The sequence below is a fragment of the Catellatospora vulcania genome, from assembly GCF_009720385.1.
In the GTDB taxonomy this organism is placed as follows: Bacteria; Actinomycetota; Actinomycetes; order Mycobacteriales; family Micromonosporaceae; genus Catellatospora; species Catellatospora vulcania.
Genome location: NZ_ML769306.1, coordinates 159,661 through 184,153 on the forward strand (window position 1 = coordinate 159,661; position 24,493 = coordinate 184,153).

Below are 24,493 nucleotides of genomic sequence, written 5' to 3' on the forward strand. Positions count from 1 at the left end.
GCCCCGTTCTATAGTGCTCCACCCGTGGCCGCGTCCAGCAGCAGTCGGCAGACCTGCGGCGGCAGTCCCCGGTTGCGGGCGACCTCCACGACCACCGCGGGGTCGGAGTGTCCGGCCAGGTCCAGCAGGATGTCCGGCGGCGTGGCCGGGTTACCTGCCGCATACACCGCGTTCGCCGGGTCCCGCAGACACGCCGCGACAGCGGCGGGCGGCGACGCCTCGTTCCAGGCGACGTCCGTGACGGCTGCGGCGGGCGCCTGGGGATGTGTCGCGATGACGAGCAGGAGGTCGGGTGGGCAAGACGGGTGTCCGGCTATCTCGGAGAAAACCGCCGGTCCGTGCCGGGCGACGCTCGCCCGGATCTGCGTGCCTGACAACGCGGCGCGAAGTGCCTGGCGGGCCACGTCGAGGTCGGGGTCGACGACCAGTGCCGTCCGTATGTCGTCGGACAGCCGGTGGCTCGCGGCGGCGACCAGCCGCACCCGCGGGTCGGCGTGCGCGGCGAGGGCGCGCACCTCGTCGGTGTCCGGGTGGAAAGCGGTGTTGGGTGAGCCGCCCTCGCGGCTGTGCCGCACCAGCAGGTCCAGCGGGGTGCGGGGGTTGGCCAGGACAGCGCCCCGCCACTGGCCCGCGTCCGCGTCGAACAGGAGCCGGAGCAGGTCGGGCGGGGCCGCCCAGTTGATCGCGACGCGGACCGTCACCTGACTGTCCCCGAGCGTGGTGAGGCGGTCGTACGTCGCGGCCGGGAGGTCGGTGCGGGCGGCGAGCGCGAGCGCCGTACGCGGGTCGGGGTGGGTGGTGAACGGCTCGACCGCGTCCAGGGGTGTCGCCGGGTTTCCCGCCGCGGACACACGTAACTCGTGCAAGGCGGCCGGCGCGTCGGGCCGGTGCGGGCAGGGGCGCATCGCCGGTGCTCCACCGTGGCCGATCAGCTCGGCGAGGAGCGGGGCCGGGGCGTGCCGGCTCGCCGCCACGGCGACCCGGACACACGCTTCGGTCCTGGCGGCCAGGCGCAGCGCCAGGTGCTCGGGCAGGTCCCAGTTTCCGGCGGCGTGCGCGGCGAGCGAGCAGTCCGCATCGTCGGCCAGGGCCTCGGCGATGTCGGTCCGGTCGTAGGCGGACCTGCCGAGGGCGTCGCGAACCGCGGCGTCCGGGCTCGACGCGAGCGAGCGGAGCAGATCGTCGGGCCGGTCCGCGCGCTTGACGGCGGCCAGGGCCAGCCACGGGTCACCGGGCGGGATCCGGCCGATCGCGAGCTGCTCCGAGATGATCAGCCGCTCCAGGACGTCGCGGTGCCCGGTCGCGGCGAGCGCGTCGACCTGGCGGGGCGTGAGCTGCTGCTCCTCGGCGAGCGCGGTCAGCACGGCCGCGTCGCCGTCGGCGATGATCTGGTCGACGTGCTCGGGCGGCAGCGCGGGGTTGCCCGCAAGGGCGAGCAGGATCTGCTGGGCGGCCACGGCACTCCTGATCGGCTGGGGAGGTGCGGCACCGGTCGCCGCGTCGCCCAGGATCACCGACTCGCACCGGCGGTGCAAGCCGGTTTGCCGATCGTCGGGCCTGCTCACAGCTATATTCTCGCGGGCGGCACGCGAGTCGCTCGGGGGGCGGGCCGGACTTCACGTCCCAGCTCTGACGGGTCGGCTTCGCGAAAGAACCCGCCCGGCATCGTCGGCGTCGGGTCCGACGCCGACGATGCTGCCAAAACCGACCGCAGGCATTGATGCGCGACCATGGGCTTGGCATGATTTGCGCATGGAGAGCCAGCAGGGTCCACGCTCGGTCGAGCAGGCGGTGGCCGAGGCCGACCTGGGCGAGCTGCACGGCCGTTACCGGCCCGCCGTCGGCGCCGACATCGCGATCGTCGTGTGCTGCGTCGCGCTGGGACTCGTGCTGCTGGCCGCCGCGGGCGCCGCCGGTGCGGTCGTCGCGATGGGCGTGGGCGTGCTCGCGCTCGGCGCGGTGGGCGCTTGGGTCACCTGGCGCAAGGCCAACACGTGGCGCCACCTCTACACCGGCGGGACCCTGACGGTCGATCACCGGGGCACCGTCACGTCACTGGTCACCTGGCACGACATCGCCCACGTCCGGTACTGGACCAGGGTCGTCAACCTCGGCACCGCGTACGCCGAGGTGCCGCAGTGCCGCCTCGACCTGGCCGGTGGCGAGGTCGTCGACCTGGCCAAGCCCCGCTACCAGGAGCTGCCGGAACTCGTGGCGTTCGTCGACCAGCAGGTCTCCGCGCTGGTGCTGCCGCGCAGGCTCGACGAACTTCGCACCACCGGTGTCGTGACCTTCGGGCCCGTCACGCTGATGGATGAGGGCGTGCGCTGGCGAGAGCTGCTGGTGCCGTGGGGCGGCATCACCCGGATCGAGTTCGGCAAGACCCGCCTGAAGATCTGGACCGGTGGCCGCAGTCCGGTCGTCTCACAGCTGCTCAGCGCCCTTCCCGACCGCACCGTGCTGACCCACCTGATCGCGCACTGGCCGGAGCTGCGGCAGGCGTCCGAAGGCTCCGACCCTCCCGTCACACCCTCTGAACCGGGCCGGGAAAGTCGCCCCTGACCTGGTACTCGCCTGCCGCGCGGTTCCTAAGCCATCCCCGAGCCCACAGGCCCGTCATCCGGCGTCGGCGCGTACGGCCCGCAGGCGGGTTCGGGCCAGGTCCGCGGGTCAGTCAGGGACAGCGGAGGGTGCGCACCGGCCTCGTTCAAGGCCATGAGCAGGCCGGTCGGCGCAGAATGAACCAAAGCCTCGCACATCGGCGTGTAGCCGCGTCGGCTACGGTCGTTCACGTCCAGGCCTTCGGCGAGCAGGCGCGGCAGCAGCTCCGCGTACTCGAACTGGTGGATCCGGTGCAGCAGCGTCCGTCCCTGACCGTCCCGCATGCGCGGGTCCATGCCGGCGTCGAGCAGCGCGAGCACCACCCTGCTGCCTCCATGCTCCATCCGCCGCCAAAGATCATCGCGGTAGGCGCGCAGACGTCTCGGCACGGCCCCGTCGCTGTCGTGCCATGCGATCTCGGCTCTGAAACAGCCGCCCAGTGCCCCACCGAAAGCACGCAGGGCGCGCTCGCGCCGACGTTCGGCCGCGGTGTGGTGGATCAGTGCGAGACGCCCGCCACGCACGCCGATCCAGTGCCACTGGCCGCCGCAGCGGACACGGAACCGCTGCTCGGTGTCTAGACCAGGTGGAACGATGGAGACTTCTGGATCGGGCCGGGGCTGGACGCGATCCGTGGACGGGAACAGGGCTGACCGAACCAGCGGATGCAGGTCCATGACGCCGATCCGGCCCTGCCGGAGGAGGTCCACGTCGAGCGGCGGACGTAACAACGCCGGATGCAGGCAGAGTTCCGCCTTGATCGAAACCGGCTGACACGGCGCCGCCGCGCCGAGGCGGAGCCGGTGACGACCCCCGGCCACCTCGAGACGCGGGCACACGTCGCTCGGCCGGCGCCAACGCCGGCCGGCGCCGCGCAGTCCGTACGACGTGCCGCCGAACTGGGCCGTGACACGTCGCAACTCAGCGACCGCGAACTGCGCATCCGCAAGACGCAGCAGGTCGAGTTGCGATGGCCACCAGTAGCCGGCCGCCGACTCGTCGATCAGCCACCCGGCCGCGGACCACGCCTCGACCGGTCCGGCCGGATAGACCGATCGAGCGGCCCGCGAAGGCTCCCCGTCCGCCCCCGGCCCGCCGAACCACGACGGATCCTCCGCTGAGGCGACCCCGGAAGGCCCTGCGGCGAACCCGCGCAAGGCAGCCCGCAGCTCGCCCACCCGGCGGGCGTCCCACAGGTACCGCGGAAGCGGGAAGACGTGCCCCTCCGCGAGGTCACCGACCCGCTCAGCGGCCAGCGTGATCCGCTGCGTCCCGGTCACCCAAGCCGGTGAACGGACGACGAGCACCACCGTGTCGGCGGTGACCGGCCCGTCGGGAGCCAGCACGTACGTCATTCTCGCGGCCAGCGCCGCCGTCCCGCTGAACGATCGGGGCAGATGCCAGCGGAGCAGATCCGGCGCGAGACCCGCAAGCATGTCCGCGACCGGGTCGGCATCGTCGAAGCAGACCGTGACCCGGGCCGCCTCACACGCGGCCCGCCAATCGCCGCGCTCACGCGCCCGGGTGCACTCGGCGATCATCCACTCGGGAACCCCGTAGCGGCGGACCATCCGCAGGTTGCCCAAAGCGGCGCTCAGTCCACCCTCCACCTTGCCGACACCCCTCGACCTCCGCCGGGAGGATGATCGCCCTCCGGAACCGCTCTCGCCACCCGCCGGGAAGCGGAGCCGATCGTAAGTCGCAGGTATGACGACGCGATGTGAACCGATGCCATCCTGGAGCGCTTGTCTATCAGTTAACAATGTTGCAAAATATTTTTTCGATCACTGTCGATGCCCGACGCCGACGGGCTGCCGGCACCCCGCGATGCAACGGATCCTGGAGGTCGCGTGCTGCTCGTCTACTCCGGCCGCCACAAGGCGGCGTCCAGCTGGTCGCGCGCCATCCTGCGGGAGGCCGCCGCCCTGCTCGGCCTGAACATGCTCACGGTCATCGCGCCCGAGCAGTGGGCGCCCTACGGCTCGCTGGCCGAACTCGTCCGCCAGGAGCGGGTCGACCTGCTGTCGCTGACCAACATCGAACAGCGGCACTACGAGACCCTGCCGCCACGGCGCACCGTCAACGTCATCCGCGACCCGCGCGACATCGTCGTCTCGGGATACTTCAGCCATCGCAACACCCACGGCGTGCACGCCCTCGGGGTGACCTGGCACGAGCTCATCGACCACCGCAAGCGCCTGCTCGAACTCGACGTCCCCGACGGGCTGCTGGAGGAGATCGAGTTCAGCGGCTACTTCCTCGACCACATGAACACCTGGGACTACCACCAGCCCGAGGTCCTGGAGCTGAAGATGGAGGACCAGATCAGCGACCAGATCGGCGTGTGGACCCGGATCTTCGAGCACTACGGGCTGCTGGTGCCGCCCCGGGCCCTGGGCGAGTGGGTCCGCACCGCCGCGATCCGCTGGCGCCTGCCCGCGCTGCGCGCCGAACCAGGCGATGCCCGGCTCCGCCGCGCCCTGCCCGCGTTCACGCTGCGCCGGCTGCCGCGCTCGTTCGTGCCGCTCGCGCTGGACCACTACACGTTCACCCGGCTGTCCTACTCGGATCGCAGGCCCGGCGACGTGGACGAGATGAACCACTACCGCAACGGCGTCCCCGGCGACTGGCGCAACCACTTCACCGAGCGCCACCGCAAGGCCTTCCGGGCACGCTACGGCGACCTGGCGGAACGGCTGGGCTACCCAGCCGACTGAGTTGTCGACCTGCCGCTTGCCCGGGGTACGGCTGGTGGCAGGTGATCGACCAGTTCAGCGCGGGTGTACGCGGCTGAGCTCAGTCCTCGTCCTCCGATGCCCGGTGGATGCTCTCCGCGATCGCGGCGGCGTCCCAGCCGCCGTCCTCTCCGCTGTCCCGCCAGGCGGCCACCGCCTCCTCGGCCTGCTCCTCATCCCAGTCGTAGTCCTCGACGAGGGTGTTCGCGATCAGCCGGTCCAAAGTCAGGTCGTCCATGTCGAGGCAGTCTACGGCTGCACGACGGCGGGCACCGGCAGCCACCGCGGTGGCGGTGCGGCCGTCTGACCAGCGCGGCAATCTTTCGACAACTCGGCGCACCGGGCCGGCTGCCACCTTTGTGGGATCACATCGAGACAGCTGTGTTCGGCGTCGCCGCTGAACGTGGCCATACGCGGACCACGGCGGATTGGTCAGGTGTACGAGATGACGGATGTCCTGACCGCACCTATCGCTCCGGCCCGGCGGGCGCTGGCCGCCTCACCGGAGCTGGAGCGGCTGCTGCGCGGCTTCCGCGCCCGCGAGCTGGCCCGGCGGTCCCGGCCGGGCGCCGGACCGATGTGGCTCGACGGGATCGCCCGGCTGGCGCCGCTGGCCGTCGGCTACGGCGGAACGGTCTGGCTGGCGTACCCGCTGGACATGGCGTTCGCCGTGCTGTTCGCGTTCGCCACGACCTCGCTGCTCGGCTCCTGGTTCCATGACGGCGTCCACTCCTCCATCCGGCATCCGCTGGCCCGCCTGCTCATGCGGCTCGGCGCCGCGCCGGTCGGGTTCAGCCCGCGGTGGTGGCTGCTCAAGCATGTCCGGCTGCATCACCGCTACCCCGGCAATCCCGAGTTCGACCCGGACATCCAGCTGGGTTACGTCGTGCGGGTGAGCGCGCTGCAGCCGTGGCGGCGCAGGCACCGGACCCAGCACCTGCACATCTGGCCGCTGTATGCGCTGGCCACCCTGAACATCCTCAAGCCCGAGGAGGCCCGGGTCGTCGGCCGGTACGCCCGGCTGATCGAGCTGCGCCGTCCGCCGCCGGGCTGGCTGCTGCTGGTCGACAAGTATGTGCCGTTCGCGCTGGTGTGGACGCCCCTGGTGCTGACCCACGGCGCTGGGAACGCGCTGCGGGTGTTCATCGCGTTCCACCTGGTCGCCGGGGTTCTCGCCTCGCTGATCACGCAGGTGCAGCACAACACCGCGCTGTCCGGCGACGCCGTCGGGCGCAGTCCCGGCCTGCCGCTGTGCGAGCAGCTGCTGCGTACCACCGACGTCGGCCACGGCCGGGGCGTGTGGTGGTGGCTGTGCGGCGGCGTGAACTTCCACATCGTGCATCATCTCGCGCCGACCCTGACCTTCTTCGAACTGCCCGAGGTGAGCGCGCGGCTGCGGGCGGCGTTGCGGGAGGCCGGCTACGAGCTGCCCGCACACGCGGGCCTGTGGGCGGCCGTGCGCTCGCATCACCGGCTGCTGCGACAGCTATCCCGACCGGAGGGACTCTGATGACGGTGACACAGGCCGCGCGGGCCGAGGCGACGGCGCTGACGTCGTTGCCCGACCTGCAGCCGTTCAACATCGATCCGGTGCTGCTCGGTCCGCTCAGAGGCGCGAGGGCGCGCCCGCAGTGGATCTCGGCGGCCGTACCGGTGCTGATCTTCGGGTTGGTGGTCTGGGCGGCGGCGGCAGGTGATCTGCTGTTCTGGCGGGTGACGCCCCAGGCGCTGTGGGCCGACGTCTGGAACTTCATCGCGCACCGGCCGTCGGCCGAGGCGGCGACGGTCCCGCTGCTGCGCGACTACCCCTCGATCGTGCTGACCTGCACCATCGCCGCGGCGGTGGCGCTGGTGTACCACCTTTACGGTGACGCGGCCAAACTGCACAGTGACCTGGAGAAGTCGGGCTGCGTTACGGTCAAGGACGCGAACCGGGCGGAGCTCACCCAGATGATCAACGAAGTGAACGAGCGGTTGAGCAGGTGGGGGCGGTTCTCCCCGCTGGCGTTCGTGCTGGCGCTGATCCTGATGGTGCTGGTCAACCTGTCGATGCAGGCCGAGCTGTTCGCGTTCCTCGGACCCGGCCTGTACCAGCACTGGTGGGCGAGCCTGACCCCGCTGCGGCCGGGCGGGATCGTCTGGGTCGTCTTCGGCGGGATCGGCATCTACATGGTGTACGTCGAGGCCGTCCTCGGCCTGACCTACGTCAGCTTCCTGCGGCGGCTGCACCGCCAACAGAAGTACGACTTCACCGCGAACCCGCTCAACCCCGACGGCTTCTTCGGCTGGAGCCGGCTGCGCCAGGTGATCACCAACCTGCAGGCGGGCCTGGTCTGCACGCTGCTCAGCGCGTGGACGTTCTCATTCTTCCTGCTGCCGTCGGTGGGCACCGTGGCCACCGTCGTCGTGCTGCTGATCTTCGTCGGCATCGTCGTGTACGTCTACTTCTCGGTCGAGACGAACTTCCGCCGCCAGGTCAACGAGAGCAAGAACGAGCAGGCGCTGCAGGTCGGCGCGCGGATCAGCAGGCAGCTGGCCGCGGTCGAGCAGCGCTTCGACGTACGCGCGCCACTGGACGGCGTGCCGCGCCAGCCCGGCCGCGACGACCCGCACCTGCGCGACACGGACCGGCTGCTCCTGCTGCTGGTCTCCTACCGGCAGCTGGAGTACATCTCCATGATCCCCAATACCCCGATCCGGCAGAAGTGGCTGATCGCGGGCGTGCTCTCGCTGCTGGGCACGCTCTCGGCGATCGTCATCCCGCTCCTGGAGTACTTCCAGTGACCCGCATCCAGCAAGGGACCACCATGATCTCACTGGCCGTTCAGGGCGGCGCGATGCGCTCGATCTACTGCCTGGGCGCCGTCCGCGCGCTGGTCGACGCCGGGCTGGCCGAACAGGTGCGCACCGTGCACACCGCCAGCGCCGGATGCGTCTCGGGGGTCCTGCTCGGCGCGCACCTGGCCGACCCGACCGGCCCCGCCCTCGACAAGGTCCGCGACGAGCTGCTGGACCGGCTGGCGGGCCGGCGGTTCGTCAACCCGCTGCGGCCGTGGAACGTGGTCGACGTCGACTACCTGACCACGACCATGCGCGAGGTCACCGGGCTGTCGGCGCGCTGGCTGGCCGAGCGCGGCACGGTGTTCGAGGTCGGCATGACCGACGCCCGCACCGGCGCGCCCCGCTACGTCGACGTGGCCCAGGGCGACGACGACGAGCTCTACCAGGCACTACGGGCCACGATGGCGCTGCCGGTGCTCTACCCCAAGCGGGTGGTGCTGGACGGCCGCCGTTACCTCGACGGCGGCATCAGCGATCCGCTGCCGCTGCTGCGGGCGCTGCGCCGCAGCCCGGACGTGGTCATCGCGGTGTCGAGCGTGGCGCAGTCGTTTCTGGGCATCGAGCTGGAGAGCCCGCTGGAACGCGCCGCGATCAGGCTGACCCCGTTCGTGCTGTCGGCGGACGTCAAACACCTGCTGCTGACACGCAATCCGCTGGCCGCCGCCAGCGAGGCGCTGGCCGTCGCCGGGACGGTCGCGGGGGTGCGGATCATCCGCATCGCACCGGCCGACCAGGGCGCGGTGGGCTCGCGGCTGGAAACCCGCCGGCAGCGCCTGCTGCGCCTGGAGGAGATGGGCTACACGGACGGCGTACGCGCGCTGGCCGCCGCCGGTGAGCTGGCCGGCATCGCGCCCGGCGCTCAGCCGTAGGCGGGCCGCGGCGCCGACACGCGCAGCGCCGTCTGCGCCTTCGTGTGCCGGAACAGCCTCGGGATCACCCGGTGCAGATCCAGGAACGACGGCCAGCGCGCCACGGATGCCGCCGCGTCCGCAGCGTCGATCTTGGTGGACAGTTCCAGCAGCGGCTCGCCCGGGAACTCCCACAACTGCACCGCCAGCGGGTGGGGCCAGCCGCGGGCGGTGCCGGACAGCCGCCGCACCAGCACCGGGCCGAACAGCGACAGCCCGTCGAGCGGTACGCCGTGCGGCGCGTAGTTCTGGAACAGCCGCCGCTGCCGCGGGGTGAACAGCGCACCCGGTGGTGTGCGGCCGGCCGCCGCCTCCTGCACGGTCGCCCCGGCCAGCCTGGTCTTCAGCGACGCCGAGCAGACGAACCCGTCGCAGACCATGTCCAGCTCGACGTGGAAGCCCTTGCGGCGGCGCAGCTCCGGATCCAGCGCAGCCGGGTCGGCGGGGCGGATGCGCACCGTCGCGTCGGCTCCGGCGTCACCCGTACGGCGGATCCGCACGATCAGCCCGGCCGCCTCCAGCGCCAGCCCCGGCGTGTCCAGGTAGTAGACCTGGCTGGTCAGCGCCTTGCCGAGATCGAAACCCAGCGACTCCGCCGTACGGCGACCCTCCGCCTCGGCCATCACGGCCTTGAGCTCAACCGAGTCGCAGGCGTCGAGCAGCGCCGGGACGTCGGGCACGGCGTACCGGGCGTTGTCGTGCTGTCCGATTTCAGGGGTCACGTGTGATGGCAACGAGCACACCGCGATCCCGGTTACCGGGTCTCGGCCTCGGCACGCGCCAGGTCGAGTTCCTGACGGTCCCGCAGGGTGTCGGGGTGGGTGTCGCCGAGCAGCCTGGCCATTCCGGCTACCACCTGCTCGAACTCCTCCACCGCCGCACCGGGGTTGCCCAGGCGCAGCTGGACGCGGCCGTGTTCACGCCGGGTCGCCAGCGTGTCGCGGTGGTGGGGCCCGAAGACTCTCAGCCGCTGGACGGTCAGTTGCGCGAACGTCGCCGCCGCCTCCTGGAGGTGGCCCGCGCGGGCCTGGGCGGTGGCGAGGTGGTGGCGGTAGAGGGACACGTCACGGTGGTCCCGCCCGAGGACAGTCTCCGCGTCGGTGACCAGGTCCTGATACGCCGCCGCGGCGCCGGCCGGGTCGCCTGCCTCGGCCCGCCATTTCCACAGCCCGGCACGGATGTCCAGCGTCAGACGGCTGTCGGGGCCGAGCACACGCGTCGCCTGCGGCAGGAGGGTGTCGTACTCCGCGACCGCCCGCTCCACGTCGCCGGACTTGCCGCACCAGTAGGCCAGCTGGCTTCGCGTGTAGATCACCTCCAGGTGGTCCGGGCCGAGCGTGCGCAGCAGCGCGCCGAGGACCGGTTCGATCCCCGCCACCGCCCGCGCCGGATACCCCGCCAGCCCGTGCTGGTAGCCCAGCGTGCGCCGGGCCTTCAGCGCGAGCGGATGCTCCGCGCCCAGCGCGCTGACCACGTCGGCGGCCAGCTCCTCGATGTGCTCGGTCGCCTCAGCGACGAACCCCGCGTCCCCGAGCCAGGTGGCGAGCTGGTTGCGCAACGTCAGGGTGTCCCGGTGCACCGGGCCGAGCAGGCTCGCCGCCAGGCCGCTCAGCTCCCGGCACAGCCGGATCGCCTCGGTGAGCTGCACGGCCGCGCCGAGGCTTTCGATGGTGCGCAGCATCACCGGATGCATGCCGTGCTCGGCGTTCCAGATCGCGTCCTGCCAGTTGTCCTGCAGTGCCATCGCGTTCGCGCGCATGAGATGGCCGGCGTCGTGGTCGGCGGCAGGCCAGGTCTGGATGAGGGCGTCGGCCGCCGCCCCGGCGACCGCGTTGGCCTGCGCCTGGCCCAGCCCTTCCCGGACCGCCCGCTGGACCAGCGCGTGCACCCGCACGACGCCGTCCTCGTGGGTGATCAGGTGGAACCGGTGCAGGCTGCGCAGCCCGTCCCAGATGTCGGCGGGATCGGGCCGGCGGCCGCTGCGCTCGGCCACGTACGCACGGCACGCCTGCGCGTTGAAGACCTCCTCCGGGATGCCGTTGGGCTGCAGCGCCGCCGCGATCTCCAGCAGCGGCCGGGCCAACCCGGCCGGCGGCAGCGCGTCCGCCGCTTCGACGGACAGGTTCCAGGTCGTCGCGACGGTCTGGGCGCTGCTGTCGGCGAGGGTGTCCGGGTGCGGGAACAGGTCCGCCAGCCGCCGCCGCCGGTCGGCGAACCGGATCCGGTAGTCGGTGCACGTCAGACCCTGGTCGGCGATGTACGCGGCCGCGTGCGACAACGCCAGCGGCAGGGCCCCCAGGTCGTCGGCGACGCCGGGGATGTCGTCGGCCAGCCGGGCCGGGATCCTGCGCTCCAGATAGCCCGCGGCTTCCCGGGCGGTGAAGACGTCGATCTCCACGAGGTTGCGGCCGGCCAGCAGACCCGCGTCCCGGCGGCGGGTGGTGACCACGACCCGGCCGTTGGGGCGCTCCGGCGGCCACAGATCGCGGATGTCGGCGGGATTGGTCACGTCGTCCAGCACGATCAGCCAGCGCCGTTCCGTGCGGGCCAGCCAGGACATGAACCGGGCGACCGTGCGTTCGGGCTCCTCGCCGTCGGGCCCGATCGCCAGGTCCGTTCCCGTCTGCGCGTACGCCGACACGACCGAGTCGCGGCTCAGCGCCGAGGCCCACACCAGCAGGTCCAGCGCATCCCGGTCCCACAGCCGCCGGGCCAGGTCGGCGGCCAGCTGGGTCTTGCCGACCCCGCCCAGCCCGGCGACCACGTGGGTGAGCACGACGGTCCGTCCCGGCTGGGCCGCGCCGTCGAGGATCCCCGCCGCCGCCCGGATCTGGAAGGCGTCGGCACGCGGCGGCAGGGTGCCCACCGCGTGCGGCCACGCCGGGTCCGGCCGGACGGCCGGCGGCCGGGGCGCCTGCCAGTCGACACGCCCGCGCAGGATGGCCACGTGCAGCTCGCTCAGCTGCGGGTCCGGTGACATGCCGAGCCTGTCGGCGAGCCGCTCCCGGGTCATCTCGAACAGCTCCACCGCCTGGGCTCCGTCCCCGGCGGCGAACAACGCCCGCATCAGGGCGCCGACGGCTTTCTGCTCCAGCGGCTCGCCGGCCACGAAGTCGGCCAGCGGTCCGATGACCGTGGTGGCGTCACCCGCCTCGACCTCGGCCTGCGCCCAGGCCACCAGGGCCGCCACCCGTTTGATCAGCCAGCTGTGACGGGTGGCGTCGGCCCATTCCCCGGTCAGCCCGGCCAGCGCCTCGCCGCGCCACAGGCTGTGCGCGCGGCCCAGCAGCTCGCGCAGCCGGCTGCTGCCGGCCGGGGCCTGCGCGGCCTGCCGGGTGAGCGCCAGGAACTGCAGCACGTCGACCCGGTCCCGGGCGATCCGCAGGGTGTATCCGCCGTGCGCGTGCTCCAGCGACGCCCCGTGCCGCGGTCCGGCGCCCTGCGCCAGCAGCCGCCGCAACCCGCTGACGTGCGGCCGGAGGCTGCGCCGCGGATCGGTCGGGGGTGCCGCGTCCCAGATCCGCCGGCTCAGCTCGCCGACGCTGACGCTGTGGCCGGCGTCGGCCGCCAGCGCGGCCAGCACGAGGCGACGCTGCGGCGTCCCGACTTCGGCCTCGACGCCGTCGACGAGCAGACTCACCGGCCCGAGAAGCTGAATGTCCACTGTAGATCCGCCTGGAGGTGTGCACCGACAGGCGTCAATCCTATGGCGGGCGGGCCTCGACCGCGGTCCATTAACGCATGGTGTGCCGCCGACCCGCGGTGCTCAACATCCGGCACCCGCACCGGTCGACGTCGCGGGCGCGAAGCGCTGGTCAAGGGGCATCGACCGGCGGTCGGCTCGCCGACCAGCCGGAGGGCGCAGCGCGCAGAGGAGTACAGTTCACCCGGGTCAGTCGATCCGTTTCACGCCCATGGCGTTTCTGGCACTCACTTGCAGACCGTGCTGGTCGAACCGCTCGTCAAGCTTGTGAAGGAGCCGTCATGCTCGATAAATCCCCCCAGACCGACGCAGGAGCCAGAGAGATCGACAAGTCGAAGGTGCTGGCCGCGCTGCGCGCCAAGGGCCAGGATGCGCGGGCCGACTTCGTCGACCGGCAGCTACCGGAGATCATCGACATCGAGGCCAACGCGGGCCTGCTCCGCACCCTCGGACTCGATGTCGCCGAGCTCGCCCGGTAGCGGCTCCCGGCACATTCTCTGATCGGCACCGGGGTCGGCCGGTGGTTGCCAGAACAGGGCGGCGGCGCTGGGCATGATCACGCTCGGCACCGCCAGGAACACCACGTACTGCATCGGCCAGGCCAGGAACACCGTCAGCGGCAGGCCGTCCCGCAGCCGCGGTCCCGGGAAATGGGTGTATGCCCAGTGCCAGTGCACGGCATTGGGCACCTCGTACACCACCGACACGACCGCTGCCGCGAGCACGATCGCGGCGAAGGGCACCCGGTACAGCCGGCCCGCGGCGGTCACCAGCGCGCCGCTGAGCAGGGCCACCCCGGCGAACGCCAGGACGGCATGGCCGAACGGAGGGGCGCTCGGCGTCGGATTCGTGACGTCGAACGTGAAGCCTCTCTCGGCGTACCACCTGATGGAAAGCGCGGCAAAGACGGCCAGGGCGGCCGCGCCGACCGGCCAGAGGCGCACCGGCCTACGGGCGGGCAGCCGGCGCACGGCGGTGTCGAGCACGGCTTTGGCTGCCAGGTAGCTCTCCACGATGAACAGCCAGTAGAGCGCGAAGCCCGGCACCAGCACCAGCGCGTAGAACCAGGTCGTCCACCACGGGTAGTACCAGAGCCGGCCCAGCCACTGCGCGACGATCTCCAGGACGAGTCCGGCCACGGTGCCGCAGGCGAGCAGCCGCAGCGCCCGTAGCGGGTCCCGCACGAAGATGTCCCCCAAGGACGTGGACCCGAAGGCGTTGCAGATCCCTTCACCGGCGACGATCGCGCCGACCGCGAACAGCGCCGAGCTGAGGCCCAGGACGAGGACGGGAGCGAGCGGGAGGCCGAACACCCGCGGCTGGATCGGCGCGAACACCCACGCGGGAGCCAGGACCTGCAGCCAGGACGCCGCGATCAGCACCGAGCCGGTGCCGATCTTCCAGGCAGCCCGTCCCACCAGGCCATTATCGCGCTGCCCGCGGCTGCCGGGGCGGCCTCGCCCGAGGTCAGGGCTGAGGTCGGGGTCCGGTGCGAGGATTGCGCAGCAAGTCGGTGAGGTCGACGAGCTGGGACGGGTGCGGACGGTACCGTTCCAGCTCGGCGACCCAGCCCGCGAGCAGCACCAGCCCGGTCGCCTGGTGCCTGGCCACGAACCCGAACGGCCGGTCGGCGCGGAACACGATGTTTCGCGCCCGTAGGGGCGGCCCACCCCCGCCGGCCATGCTGACCGGCGTAGCGACGGCCGCCTCGAATCCGTCCGCGGTGAACGAGGCGGTCAGCTCCTGCCTCGCCGCACCGACCGCAAGCGGCAGGTCGCTGATCCCGGGTAGCCGCTGCCGGGACCGGTCGGCGACGGTACGCAGCCCGAACAGCTCCGCCGACGCCAGCAGATCGTGGCACGCCGCCACATCGAAGCGCGGCACGTATGCGAACAGCAGCGGCTCGTCGGTGCGGTGCGAGTGGCCCAGGGTCACCCCGGGGGCGGCATCGGCGTCCCTGAGCTGCGAACCGGTCCGCGCCGCTAGCGTGCCCGGGGCGGTGATCCCGGCGGACAGCACCTCCCCGGGTGGCGCTTCCGGCAGGCCCATGACCAGGTCGACGTAGACCCCGTTGTCGCCCGCGACGGACAGCACCGAGATCGGGCCGGGCTCGGCGGCGTACACGGCGACCTGGTCGCGGTCGGGGCCGCTGCGCTTCAGCCCGGCCAGCGGCCGCTTCGCCCACGGCCCGGTGTCCGCGGCCAGGATCGTGTCCTCGAACGGCTGCGTCCAGCTGGTACGGACGGTCAGCGCCGTCGCCAGGACCAGCAGCGTCTCCGGGTCGGTCGGCACGGCCAGGCCGTCGAGCAGCCCGCCGGTCCGTGCGCGCACCCAGGCGTCGACAGCGCCTTCGGTCAGCACCCCCACCGACTCGGCGGGCAGCGCGTGCCGCCACTGCTCGCGTACCGGCACGTCCGGCCGCGTCCAGCACCCCACGGCCGCCCGCACTGCGGCCTGCCCGTCCAGCACGCCGACCAGCGCGTTCGCCGCCCGAACCGCGTGGTCGGCGTCCAGTCCGACCGCCGCGGCGAGTTCCTCACGCCCTTGGCCGGCGGCAGCCCAGGACAGGTATGCCAGCAGCGGCCACAGGCCGGCCCCGGACAGGGCGGTGGCCGTGCCGCCGGTGACGGTGGCCGCCCATCGCGCGGTCAGCGCGTTGGCCTGCGATACCGCACTCGCGACCGCGTCGTCGGCAGCAGGAGAGCTCGTCGCGGTGGTGGCCGTCGGCCGGGCGTGCGCCGTGCTCATCGGGGCTGCCCGAAACTCGTCACGGCAAACGGCTCACCCTCGGCGACCCAGCCCGCGACGAGCACCAGGCCGGTCGGGCGGTGCCGGGCAGTGAACCCGAACGGCCGGTCGAGCACCAGCCGCACCTGCAGCGGGCGACCCGAGGGCCCGCCGCCGCCGGCCCGCATACCGAACGCGGTCACCACCGCCGCCTCGAACCCGTCCTCGGTGAACGACGCGGTCAGGTCCTGCGCCGCCGCGCCGACACCCAGCGGGAAGTCGCTGACGCCGGGCAGCCGCTGCCGGCTGAGGTCCGACACGGTACGCAGCCCGAACACGTCGGCGTGGGCGAGCAGGTCATGCGACGACGTCACCGTGAACCGGGGCAGGCCGGCCAGCAGTTCAGGTGTGTCGTCGTACGACCGGCCGATGCCCACGGTGACGCCGGGCGCGGTCTCCCCTTCGACGAACTGCGAACCACGCCGCGACGGCACGGCCGACGGGGCGTCGATCCCGGCGGCGACCACCGCGGCGGCCGGGGCCTCGGGCAGACCGATGGCCAGGTCGACGTCGATCTCCTCGGCGCCCTCGACGGTCAGCACGGTGACCGGACCGGCCGGGGTCTCGTACACCGCGAGCTGATCGCGATCGGCGGTGGCCCGGTACAGGCCGGCCAGGCGTCGCCCGGCCCAGGGTCCGTCCGCGCCGTTGAGCATGCCTTCGCTGAACGGCTGCTTCCATCGGGTCCGGGCGACCAGCGCCGACGCCAGCACGAGCAGCGTCTCGGGGTCTACGGTCAGCGGCATGCGGTCGAGCAGGCCGCCGGTCTGCTCGCGTACCCAGGCGTCGAGCACCGCCTGCTCGCCGAGCGTGCCCACGGTGCCGGGCGGCAGGCTGTCGCGCCACTGCCTGCGCAGTTCCAGCCCGGGGCGGACCCAGGCGCCGATCGCGGCCCGCAGCCCGGGGGCCGAGCGCAGCAGCTCGACCAGCGCCGCCGCCGCGGCGGCCGCGTCGTTCGCGGTCAGCCCGATCGCCGTCGTCAGCTCGTCGCGGCCGGCGCCGTCGGCGGCCGGGGCCAGGTAGGCCAGCAGCGGCCACACTCCAGCCCCGGACACGGCCGCCGAATCCTCGGCCTCCATGGTGGACACCCATCGCCGCGTCAGCGCGTTCGCGCCCGCCACCGCTTTCTCGATCACCGCGACACCCTATGTCCTGCAGGCAATCCCCGCTCGTTGGTTGCGCAGCGCGGTGCCTGGGTTGCCGGTCCTGCTATGCGGCGCGGCCGCATGGCATCGGCGTCGGGAAGGAGGCGGGTTGGAGTCGGTGTGGGTGAGTTCGCCCGGTGGCCCGTTGATCTTGGTGCCTGAGTCAGCGGGCGCGCAGTGGGGAGGGGCTCCGCGTCAGCGGATGGCTCAGACCCCACTCATGAGACACGTCGAGCGGGCGCCGATGCGGAATGGTCGAACTCCGCAGGGTGGACGACCCGCCAGCCGGTTCAGCCGGCGGGTCATCCTCAAACCATCGAATGCGGCGTCAGCGCTGCGACCATTTCTGGTCCTGAGACGAGCTGCACGGCGCCATCGTCGCGTTGTATGCGAAAACGGTCGACCCGACCAGGCACTGGCCCGAGTTGAGATTCTGTAGTCGATAGGTCGGCCCCGTGTCGAGGACTACCCATTTCGAGTCAGGATAGATGTCGCAATAGGTCTGTGTGACGCCGAAGTCAAACCAATACGGTGAGACCAGGCACATACCGCTGTTGGCATTGGCAATCTCGGTTCCACCGCCGTTCCCGGCTCGCGTCACCCACAATTGGTCGGCGTAGGGAACCGAGCAGTCGTGCATGAAGGCCTGACTGCCGTCAGCGGTTCCCTGCACCACGAGACAGAGACCGCTTTGCGCATTCTTGAGCTGCCGTTGGGTGTTGTACTGCCAGGGTGCCGGCGGAAGCGCGCCGGTTGTGACCGAGATCGATCCTGATTTCGTGGTCTCAATCGACCCGCGTACCATCGTCACGGCGAACGTGTAGGTCGTCCCGGCGGTGAGGTTATACCGCGTATAGGAGGACACCGTTCCGTTATTGCCGTATACGAAAGCATTTCCGCCTGGGTACACGCCGTTGACGTAGACCTTGTAATCGGCTCCAGGGATCGGATTCCAGGCGATGGTGATGGAAGACTGGTTGCTGCTGGTCGCATGCAGCCCGGTCGGCGGGAAGCAGTTCTTCTCGGTGATCAAGAAGCTGTCCACATCAAAGATCTTGTACCATTCGCTGCCCTGGTTCCGCCGGTCCCTGTTGACCGAGAACGGAAGGGCGTTCCGAGTCCCCTGTCCCTTCGTGATGCAGTTGGCGTCCGCCCGGAACGCGTCGACGTCGTCATTCACGTTGCCGAACGGCGCAACCTCCGTCGACGTACCCGGAGCGCATGGCATGACCTCAAGTTGCTTGTACCAATCGAAACGGTCCCAGCACCAGTAGTTGACGACAGCGACGTGAGCTGTAGCCGAGTTTTTCAGGCATGCCGATGCCGGGGACAGATCGCAGTTCGCGGCCAAGGCCGGCGAGGCCGTGAGGCCCACCACGCCAGCCGTCGCGACCAGGACTAGCGACAGAAGCCGCCGCAGGATTTTCGTGATCAACATAAACCCCCATTGCCGTTGGCGAACCCATGCACATCGAAGAACTCAGAGGTTTCGCTCCAACGTCACGAAGATTAAGGCACGAAGCGAGTGTGCTGGAGGTGGCTTGGTTCATATCCGACCTGCTCGCCTCCGCGACGACCGTTGCGCACACTCCTGAACGCCCGACGGGGAGTCAGCGGACGCGAACCCGGCCGCCGGTGTAGCCTGCCAGCGCCTGGTCGATCGCGGGAACCGGCTGACGCAGCACCCGCACCGCCGTTCGCAGACCTTTGACACCCATCACCTTGTGGTTCAGCACGCGCTGCACGTCTGGGTGCTCCAAACCGGTCACCCCCGGCGAGCCGGGCCCGACACCCGGCGCAAGGTCGACCACCAGGATCTGCCGGCCCAGCCGACTCACCAGTCGCATGCCCTGCACGGCGGCCCACGGCAGGAAGATCGAGTCCGGTGCCGCGTCGATGCTCAGCCGCAACCCCGCCGGCGACATCCGCATCGCCACCGGTGTCACGCCCTGGGCGGCCCACAGTGCACGCAGCTCACGGACCTTGCGCAGACTTCGCGTGCCCGACGCGCCCAGCAGGACCGCGGGCACCGCATTGACCAGCCCCACCGGTCCGGCAAGCGAGACCAGCACCACGGTCAGACCGGCGATCACGCCCGCACCCACCAGGGTCACCCATGCCGAGGACGTCAGCGCCCGCAGCGTCGTGGTCCTGGCCCGCCTCACCGCGTCCTGGTCCACCTCGACCGTGAACTCGTCGACAGCCATGTTCTCCATCGGCACAGTGTCGCGGAAGGACCAGTCGCGCGGAGACCCGCGAACAGCCGCCTCGACCGGCACGCGACTCTGCCGAGCAGGGGCACGCTGTGGCCCGGACGGTCACGAACCAGGGCTGACCAGGCCGCTCTCGTACGCGAAGATGACCGCCTGGACCCGGTCGCGCAGCTGGAGTTTGGCCAGGATGCGGGCCACGTGGGTCTTCACGGTCGCCTCGCCGAGCTGCAGCTGTGCGGCCAGTTCCGCGTTGGACAGCCCGCGGGCCAGCAGCACCAGCACCTCGCGCTCGCGGGCGGTCAGCGTCGGCAGCGCGCCGTAGTCCTCGCGTACCCCGGAGGTCGAGCTGAACCGGTCTACGAGCCGGCGGGTGATCGACGGCGCGAGCAGCGCGTCCCCGTCGCGGACCAGCCGCACCGCGTGCACCAGGTGGTCGGGGGTGACGTCCTTGAGCAGGAAGCCGCTGGCCCCGGCGCGCAGCGCCGCGTAGACGTACTCGTCGAGGTCGAACGTCGTCAGGATGATCACGCGGGTGGGTTCGCCGGCGGTGGTCGTCGCCCCGGTCGCCAGCAGGCGTCGGGTCGCCTCCAGCCCGTCCATGCCGGGCATGCGGATGTCCATCAGCACCACGTCCGGGCGCAGCCGCCGCACCGCCGCCAGCGCCGCCTCGCCGTCGCCGGCCTCCCCCACCACGTCGATGCCCGACGCGGCGAGGATCATCGTGAACCCGCTGCGGACCAGCGCCTGGTCGTCGGCGACCACGACCCGCACCGGCTGCCCGGTCATGACGCCGCCGGGAAACGCGCGGTCAGCCGGAACCCGCCGCCCGGCGCGGCCCCGGCCTGCAGGGTGCCGTCGTGCAGGCGCAGCCGCTCGCGCAGCCCGAGCAGGCCACGCCCGGCTCCGGGACCGCCCGGTGCTGCCGTCGGGACCTCGTTGCTGACCTCGACGAGCAGGTCACCGCCGTCGCGGCGGATGGCCACCGCGGTCGCCGCGCCCGGCGCGTGCCGCAACGCGTTGGTCAGCCCCTCCTGCACCACCCGGTATGCCGTCAGGTCCACGCCCTCGGGCACGTCGGCGGCGTCGCGGCGCAGCGTCACCGGCTGGCCCGCGGCGCGTACCGCGTCGACGAGGGTGTCGAGTTCGCGCAGGCCGGGCTGCGGGTGCAGGCGGTCGTCGACCGGCGCCATCAGCCCCAGCAGGTGGCGCAGCTCGGCCATCGCGGCCCGGCCGCTGTCCTCGATCGCCGACAGCGCGCCCGCGGCCAGGTCGGGGCGCTGGTCGATGACCTTCCCGGCCGCCCCGGCCTGCACCACCATCACGCTGACATGATGGCTGACCACGTCGTGCAGCTCGCGGGCGATCCGGGCCCGCTCCTCGACGATCGCCGCACGGGCCGTGGCCGCCTGCTCCTGCTCCAGCGCGGCGGCGCGGCGGGCGGCGGCGTCGGCGCGGCCCCGGGCGTTGCGCAGCGCGAACGCGAACAGGCCCGCGGGCACCAGCACCGCGAACGGGCTCGCCCAGCCGGGCATCTGCGGGATCGACTGAGCGAAGAGGGTCGCCGAGATCACCGCCGCGACCAGCACCAGCGCCGCCGCCCACCGCACCGACCGGCCGTACGCGACCGCCGAATACGCGCAGATCAGGATCGCCACGAAGCCCGGCCAGAGCAGGCCGTCCTGGATCACGAACACCGCTCCGGCCGCGACGGCGAGCGCGGTCATCGGCCACTTGCGGCGTACCGCGACGGAGGCCCCGGCGATCACGTTGACGGCCAGCATGCCGAACGAGGTTCCGCCGTCGTCGTCGGGCGGGTGGAACTCCCGCGGCACCGGCGGCACGCGGCCCACCCCGGGCACGTACGGGACCTCCGGGACCGGCGGGACGTCGTGCCGCACGCCGAAGCCGCCGGGCAGGTCCAGATCCACCGGCGCCGGGGCGTCTCCCCCGCCGCTGGTCGCCGCCCAGACGATCCCGGCCGCCACCAGGACCGCCGCGAGGGCGAAGTCGGTCCGGGGCACCCCGAGGCGGTCGGGCAGGCGGCGCAGGTCTATCGGCACGCCGCCCATTGTGCCCAGGCCGGCCGCGGGCTGCGTCCGCCGTGATGACTACCCGGCTCATCATCGTGGCGGACGCCACGCCGCCGGGTTCGCTCCTGCGCCGGACGCGCCCGTCCCCTGCGGCTTCCTACGGTCACCAGGTCCGATGTCCGACCTGGAAGGGGCCATTGACCATGACCGAACTGATCCGCCTGCGCGACGTCGCGAAGGCGTACGAGGCCGCCGGGCCGCCCGCCCTGGCGGGCGTCGACCTGACCGTGCACGCCGGGGAGGCCGTCGCGGTCATGGGCCCGTCCGGCAGCGGCAAGTCGACCCTGCTCAACGTCATCGCCGGGCTGGACCGGCCCACCGGCGGCAGCGTCGAGGTCGCCGGGGTGCGCGTCGACAAGCTGTCCGAGACCGCGCTGGCCCGCTTCCGCAGCGCCCACGTCGGCATCATCTTCCAGTTCTTCCACCTGCTCGACGAGATGACCGTGCGCGACAACGTGCTGCTGCCGGCCCGGCTGGCCGGGGCACGCGCCGCCCAGTCCCGCTCGCGCGCCGACGAGCTGCTGGAACGCCTCGGCATCGCGGGCAAGTCCGACGAGTACCCGGCCCGGCTGTCCGGCGGCCAGCGCCAGCGCGTTGCCATCGCCCGCGCACTGATGAACCGCCCGCAGCTGCTGCTGGCCGACGAGCCCACCGGCGCCGTCGACCAGGAGGCCGCCGCGGGCGTCCGCGACCTGTTGCACGAGCTGTCCGCCGACGGCCTGACCCTGCTGCTGGTCACCCATGATCCACAGCTGGCGACGGCCGCGGGCCGACGGCTGATCACCATGCGCGACGGCCGCGCCACCGAGGCGGTGCCCGCGTGAGCGCCGAGCTGACCGGCACCCGCACCGCGCCGGCGACGGGCACGACCGGAACGGCGTCGCCGCAACCGCCGCCGAGCGCTCGAACCGACGTGCCGCGACGCGGCCGGGGCGGCAACGCGGTGTTCTCCGCGGCGCGATCGGCGGTCGCGCGGCGCAGGCTGCAGACCGTGATCGTCGGCGTGGTGGTGCTGCTGTCCGCGGCGACGGCCGTGCTCGGCGTCGGGCTGCTCGTCTCCTCGCACGGGCCGTTCGACGCCGCGTTCACCGACGCGCATGGCTCCCACGTCACTGCCACGATCAGCGCCGACACCCCCGCCGACCAGGTCGCCGCCACCGGCGCCGCGACCGGGGTCGCCGCGAGCGCGGGCCCGTTCGACCAGGTCACCGCACCGATCTCGGGCGTGATGGGGCCGCGCGGCATGGAGTCGGTCATCGTCGGCCGCGCCGAGCAGAACGGGCCCGTGGACCGGATCACGCTCAGCAGCGGCTCATGGCTGAGCGGGCCGGGGCAGATCGTGCTCACCAAACGCACGTCCGGGCCGCGTACCGCGCCGGGCAGCGAGGTGACGGTCCGCGGCGTGAGGTTGCGGGTGGCCGGCGTCGCCGGATCGGTCACCGGCACCGCCGAAGCCTGGGTGTGGCCCACGCAAACCGACGTGCTCGGCGGCGAGAACGCCGCCCGGCAGATGCTCTACCGCTTCGCCTCCCCCGGCGTCGACGACGCCGCGCTGCGCGCCGCCCTGGACACGGCCACCGCCGCGCTGCCCGAAGGGGCCGTGACCGGCGCGGCCACGTACCTGACGATCCGGCAGTCGCTCAACCGGTCGATCTCCGCGATCGCGCCGTTCGTGGTGGCGTTCGCGGTGCTCGGCATCGTGCTGTCGGTGCTGATCACGGTCAACGTCGTCAACGGGGCGGTCGTCTCCGGTTTCCGCACCATCGGCATCCTCAAGACTCTCGGCTTCACCCCGGGGCAGGTCGTCGCCGTCTACGTCGCGCAGGTGCTGGCCCCGGCGCTGGTCGGCGCAGTGCTCGGGGTGGGGCTCGGCGCGGGGCTGGCGGTGCCGCTGCTCGCCGAGACCGACGACGCGTACGGCCTGCCCGGCGACGGCGCCGGCGTGCCGCTGTGGGTGCTCGGCTTGGTGCTGCTCGCCGCGCCGCTGCTGGTGGTGCTCGCCGCGATCGGTCCGGCGTCGCGGGCCGGGCGGCTGGCCGCCAACCAGGCGATCAGCGTGGGCCGCGCGCCGCGTACCGGCCGGGGTTTCAAGGTTCGTCGGGCGCTGCTGGCCTCGGCGCTGCCCCGGCCGGTCGCACTGGGCCTGGGCATGCCGCTGGCCCGGCCGTCCCGAGCCGTGGCGACGCTGGTCGCGCTGCTGCTCGGCGCGGTCACCCTGGTCTTCTCCAGCGGCCTGTCCGCGTCGATGACCGAGGTCAACACCGCGTTCACCCGCATCGACGCCGTCACCGTGACGGCGCAGGTCATCATCCCGGGCGCGTTCGGACCCGAGTTCCGACCGCCCGGCGGCGGCCCGATCGACCCGCCCGACCCGGCCGACCTCGTCGCGGCCGCGGCCGCCGTGCCGGGCACCGCGCACACCGCACTGCTGCAGGAGGCCGAGATCCGCCTCGCGGGCATCGCGCAGGAGGTCCGTCTCCACGGCTACACCGGCGACGCGAGCTGGACCGGGTACCGCATCGCGTCCGGGCGCTGGTACTCCGGCGCGGGCGAGGTCGTGGTCTCGTCGTACTTCCTGCGTCAGACCGGGTACCAGGTCGGCGACCGTCTCACCATGCCCGGCGGGCAGGTGGTGACCATCGTCGGGGAGTTCATCGACGGCAGCAACGGGCTGAAGGTGATCGGCGACGGGTCACTGGTGGCCGAGCCGATGATGGCCCAGGTCGAGATCGCGCTCACGCCCGGCGCCGACCCCGGCGTGTACGCGACGGCGCTGCAGCAGAAGTACCCGGAGGAGAAGTCCGGGGTGTACGTCGAGGACCGCACCGTCGGCGAGGACGGCGAGACGATGCTGATCATCCAGTCGCTGATCGCGACGCTGACGCTGCTGCTGGCGGTCGTCGCCGCGCTCGGCGTGCTCAACACGGTGGTGCTCACCACCCGCGAGCGCATCCACGAGATCGGCGTACTCAAGTCGCTGGGCATGACCCCGCGGCAGACCCGCACCATGGTCATCACATCGATGGTGGGGCTCGGCCTGCTCGCCGGAGTCATCGCGGTGCCGCTGGGCATCGCGCTGCACCACGCCGTCATCCCGATCATGGGCGAGGCCGCGAGCACCGCGCTGCCGCAGTCCGCGATGGAGGTCTACCAGGGCGGTCAACTGGTCCTGCTCGGCGGCGCGGGCATCGTGCTGGCGGTCCTCGGCGCCCTGCTACCCGCAGGCTGGGCAGCCCGCACCCGCGTCGCCACCGCCCTACGCGCCGAGTAGCAGTCGGGCGCGGGGCGGCACGCGGTCACGACCCGCTGCCGCCCCGCTGCGGTTTCGGGGAAACTGCAGCCACCGTGCGGCTGACAAGTGCAGTTTCCCCGAAACTGCGAGCAGGCCGCAGTGGTGCGCGGCGTCATGGAGCGTGCGGGCTACGCCTGCGGGTTGCGCGGTGACCGCAGACGGGCGAGCCGGGCCCGAC

At 72.2% G+C, this 24,493-nt stretch carries 20 protein-coding genes; 8 read left to right on the forward strand and 12 right to left on the reverse strand.

Going from position 1 to position 24,493, the window contains the following annotated elements; genetic code table 11:
- Window positions 1-8 precede the first annotated feature (8 nt).
- Window positions 9-1,457, reverse strand: a complete 1,449-nt coding sequence (locus tag F6W97_RS14020) for a hypothetical protein (RefSeq protein ID WP_155370745.1) — start codon at window positions 1,455-1,457, stop codon at window positions 9-11.
- Between the two features lie 295 nt (window positions 1,458-1,752).
- Here F6W97_RS14020 and F6W97_RS14025 point away from each other — a divergent pair, with 295 nt between their 5' ends.
- Window positions 1,753-2,562, forward strand: coding sequence for a DUF6585 family protein (locus F6W97_RS14025; RefSeq protein ID WP_155370746.1), 810 nt, complete (start codon window positions 1,753-1,755; stop codon window positions 2,560-2,562).
- A 26-nt stretch (window positions 2,563-2,588) separates the two neighbouring features.
- Here F6W97_RS14025 and F6W97_RS14030 read toward each other — a convergent pair whose 3' ends face one another.
- Complete coding sequence (locus F6W97_RS14030) at window positions 2,589-4,211, reverse strand: ankyrin repeat domain-containing protein (protein ID WP_155370747.1); 1,623 nt, start codon at window positions 4,209-4,211, stop codon at window positions 2,589-2,591.
- A gap of 240 nt (window positions 4,212-4,451) precedes the next feature.
- Here F6W97_RS14030 and F6W97_RS14035 point away from each other — a divergent pair, with 240 nt between their 5' ends.
- The gene (locus F6W97_RS14035) at window positions 4,452-5,318 is read left to right on the forward strand and encodes a sulfotransferase domain-containing protein (RefSeq protein ID WP_196279134.1); all 867 of its coding nucleotides are present in this window, start codon (window positions 4,452-4,454) and stop codon (window positions 5,316-5,318) included.
- 79 nt (window positions 5,319-5,397) lie between these two features.
- Here F6W97_RS14035 and F6W97_RS14040 read toward each other — a convergent pair whose 3' ends face one another.
- The gene (locus F6W97_RS14040) at window positions 5,398-5,574 is read right to left on the reverse strand and encodes a hypothetical protein (RefSeq protein ID WP_155370749.1); all 177 of its coding nucleotides are present in this window, start codon (window positions 5,572-5,574) and stop codon (window positions 5,398-5,400) included.
- A gap of 207 nt (window positions 5,575-5,781) precedes the next feature.
- Here F6W97_RS14040 and F6W97_RS14045 point away from each other — a divergent pair, with 207 nt between their 5' ends.
- From F6W97_RS14045 to F6W97_RS14055, 3 genes are read left to right on the forward strand one after another with little or no spacing between them, the layout of a single operon-like run.
- Window positions 5,782-6,846 carry a fatty acid desaturase family protein gene (locus F6W97_RS14045; RefSeq protein ID WP_155370750.1) on the forward strand — a complete coding sequence of 355 codons (1,065 nt, stop codon included), beginning with the start codon at window positions 5,782-5,784 and terminating at the stop codon, window positions 6,844-6,846.
- A complete protein-coding gene (locus F6W97_RS14050; RefSeq protein ID WP_155370751.1) occupies window positions 6,846-8,120 on the forward strand; it encodes a hypothetical protein in 1,275 nt (424 codons plus the stop codon). The genes F6W97_RS14045 and F6W97_RS14050 overlap by 1 nt, the downstream gene beginning before the upstream one ends.
- 23 nt (window positions 8,121-8,143) lie before the next feature.
- Window positions 8,144-9,046 (forward strand): patatin-like phospholipase family protein, encoded by a 903-nt coding sequence (locus F6W97_RS14055; RefSeq protein ID WP_155370752.1) that lies wholly within the window; start codon window positions 8,144-8,146, stop codon window positions 9,044-9,046.
- On the opposite strand, the gene F6W97_RS14060 is transcribed toward F6W97_RS14055, so the two are convergent.
- Together F6W97_RS14060 and fxsT are read right to left on the reverse strand one after the other, a co-directional pair.
- Window positions 9,037-9,807 (reverse strand): CYTH domain-containing protein, encoded by a 771-nt coding sequence (locus F6W97_RS14060; RefSeq protein WP_155370753.1) that lies wholly within the window; start codon window positions 9,805-9,807, stop codon window positions 9,037-9,039. The two genes, F6W97_RS14055 and F6W97_RS14060, sit on opposite strands and share 10 nt — an antisense overlap.
- A 32-nt stretch (window positions 9,808-9,839) precedes the next feature.
- Window positions 9,840-12,749, reverse strand: a complete 2,910-nt coding sequence (fxsT, locus tag F6W97_RS14065) for an FxSxx-COOH system tetratricopeptide repeat protein (protein ID WP_155370754.1) — start codon at window positions 12,747-12,749, stop codon at window positions 9,840-9,842.
- 320 nt (window positions 12,750-13,069) lie between these two features.
- Here fxsT and F6W97_RS14070 point away from each other — a divergent pair, with 320 nt between their 5' ends.
- Window positions 13,070-13,267, forward strand: coding sequence for a hypothetical protein (locus F6W97_RS14070; RefSeq protein WP_155370755.1), 198 nt, complete (start codon window positions 13,070-13,072; stop codon window positions 13,265-13,267).
- On the opposite strand, the gene F6W97_RS14075 is transcribed toward F6W97_RS14070, so the two are convergent.
- From F6W97_RS14075 to F6W97_RS14105, 7 genes are all read right to left on the reverse strand, one after another.
- Window positions 13,187-14,206, reverse strand: coding sequence for a hypothetical protein (locus tag F6W97_RS14075; RefSeq protein ID WP_155370756.1), 1,020 nt, complete (start codon window positions 14,204-14,206; stop codon window positions 13,187-13,189). The two genes, F6W97_RS14070 and F6W97_RS14075, sit on opposite strands and share 81 nt — an antisense overlap.
- A gap of 49 nt (window positions 14,207-14,255) precedes the next feature.
- Window positions 14,256-15,536, reverse strand: coding sequence for a serpin family protein (locus F6W97_RS14080; protein WP_155370757.1), 1,281 nt, complete (start codon window positions 15,534-15,536; stop codon window positions 14,256-14,258).
- Complete coding sequence (locus F6W97_RS14085) at window positions 15,533-16,711, reverse strand: serpin family protein (protein ID WP_155370758.1); 1,179 nt, start codon at window positions 16,709-16,711, stop codon at window positions 15,533-15,535. The genes F6W97_RS14080 and F6W97_RS14085 overlap by 4 nt, the downstream gene beginning before the upstream one ends.
- A gap of 337 nt (window positions 16,712-17,048) precedes the next feature.
- Window positions 17,049-18,158 carry a ricin-type beta-trefoil lectin domain protein gene (locus F6W97_RS14090; RefSeq protein ID WP_155370759.1) on the reverse strand — a complete coding sequence of 370 codons (1,110 nt, stop codon included), beginning with the start codon at window positions 18,156-18,158 and terminating at the stop codon, window positions 17,049-17,051.
- Between the two features lie 172 nt (window positions 18,159-18,330).
- Complete coding sequence (locus tag F6W97_RS14095) at window positions 18,331-18,999, reverse strand: MDR/zinc-dependent alcohol dehydrogenase-like family protein (RefSeq protein ID WP_155370760.1); 669 nt, start codon at window positions 18,997-18,999, stop codon at window positions 18,331-18,333.
- A gap of 39 nt (window positions 19,000-19,038) precedes the next feature.
- Entirely contained in the window at window positions 19,039-19,719 is a 681-nt protein-coding gene (locus F6W97_RS14100) for a response regulator (protein ID WP_155370761.1), read from the reverse strand.
- Window positions 19,716-20,993 carry a sensor histidine kinase gene (locus F6W97_RS14105; protein ID WP_155370762.1) on the reverse strand — a complete coding sequence of 426 codons (1,278 nt, stop codon included), beginning with the start codon at window positions 20,991-20,993 and terminating at the stop codon, window positions 19,716-19,718. The genes F6W97_RS14100 and F6W97_RS14105 overlap by 4 nt, the downstream gene beginning before the upstream one ends.
- Window positions 20,994-21,166: 173 nt before the next feature.
- On the opposite strand from F6W97_RS14105, the gene F6W97_RS14110 reads away from it, so the two are divergent.
- Together F6W97_RS14110 and F6W97_RS14115 are read left to right on the forward strand one after the other, a co-directional pair.
- Window positions 21,167-21,847 carry an ABC transporter ATP-binding protein gene (locus tag F6W97_RS14110; RefSeq protein WP_196279135.1) on the forward strand — a complete coding sequence of 227 codons (681 nt, stop codon included), beginning with the start codon at window positions 21,167-21,169 and terminating at the stop codon, window positions 21,845-21,847.
- On the forward strand, window positions 21,844-24,294 hold the full coding sequence (locus F6W97_RS14115) for an ABC transporter permease (protein WP_155370764.1): 2,451 nt from the start codon (window positions 21,844-21,846) through the stop codon (window positions 24,292-24,294). Before F6W97_RS14110 ends, F6W97_RS14115 begins: the two co-directional genes overlap by 4 nt.
- The last annotated feature ends 199 nt before the right edge of the window (window positions 24,295-24,493 follow it).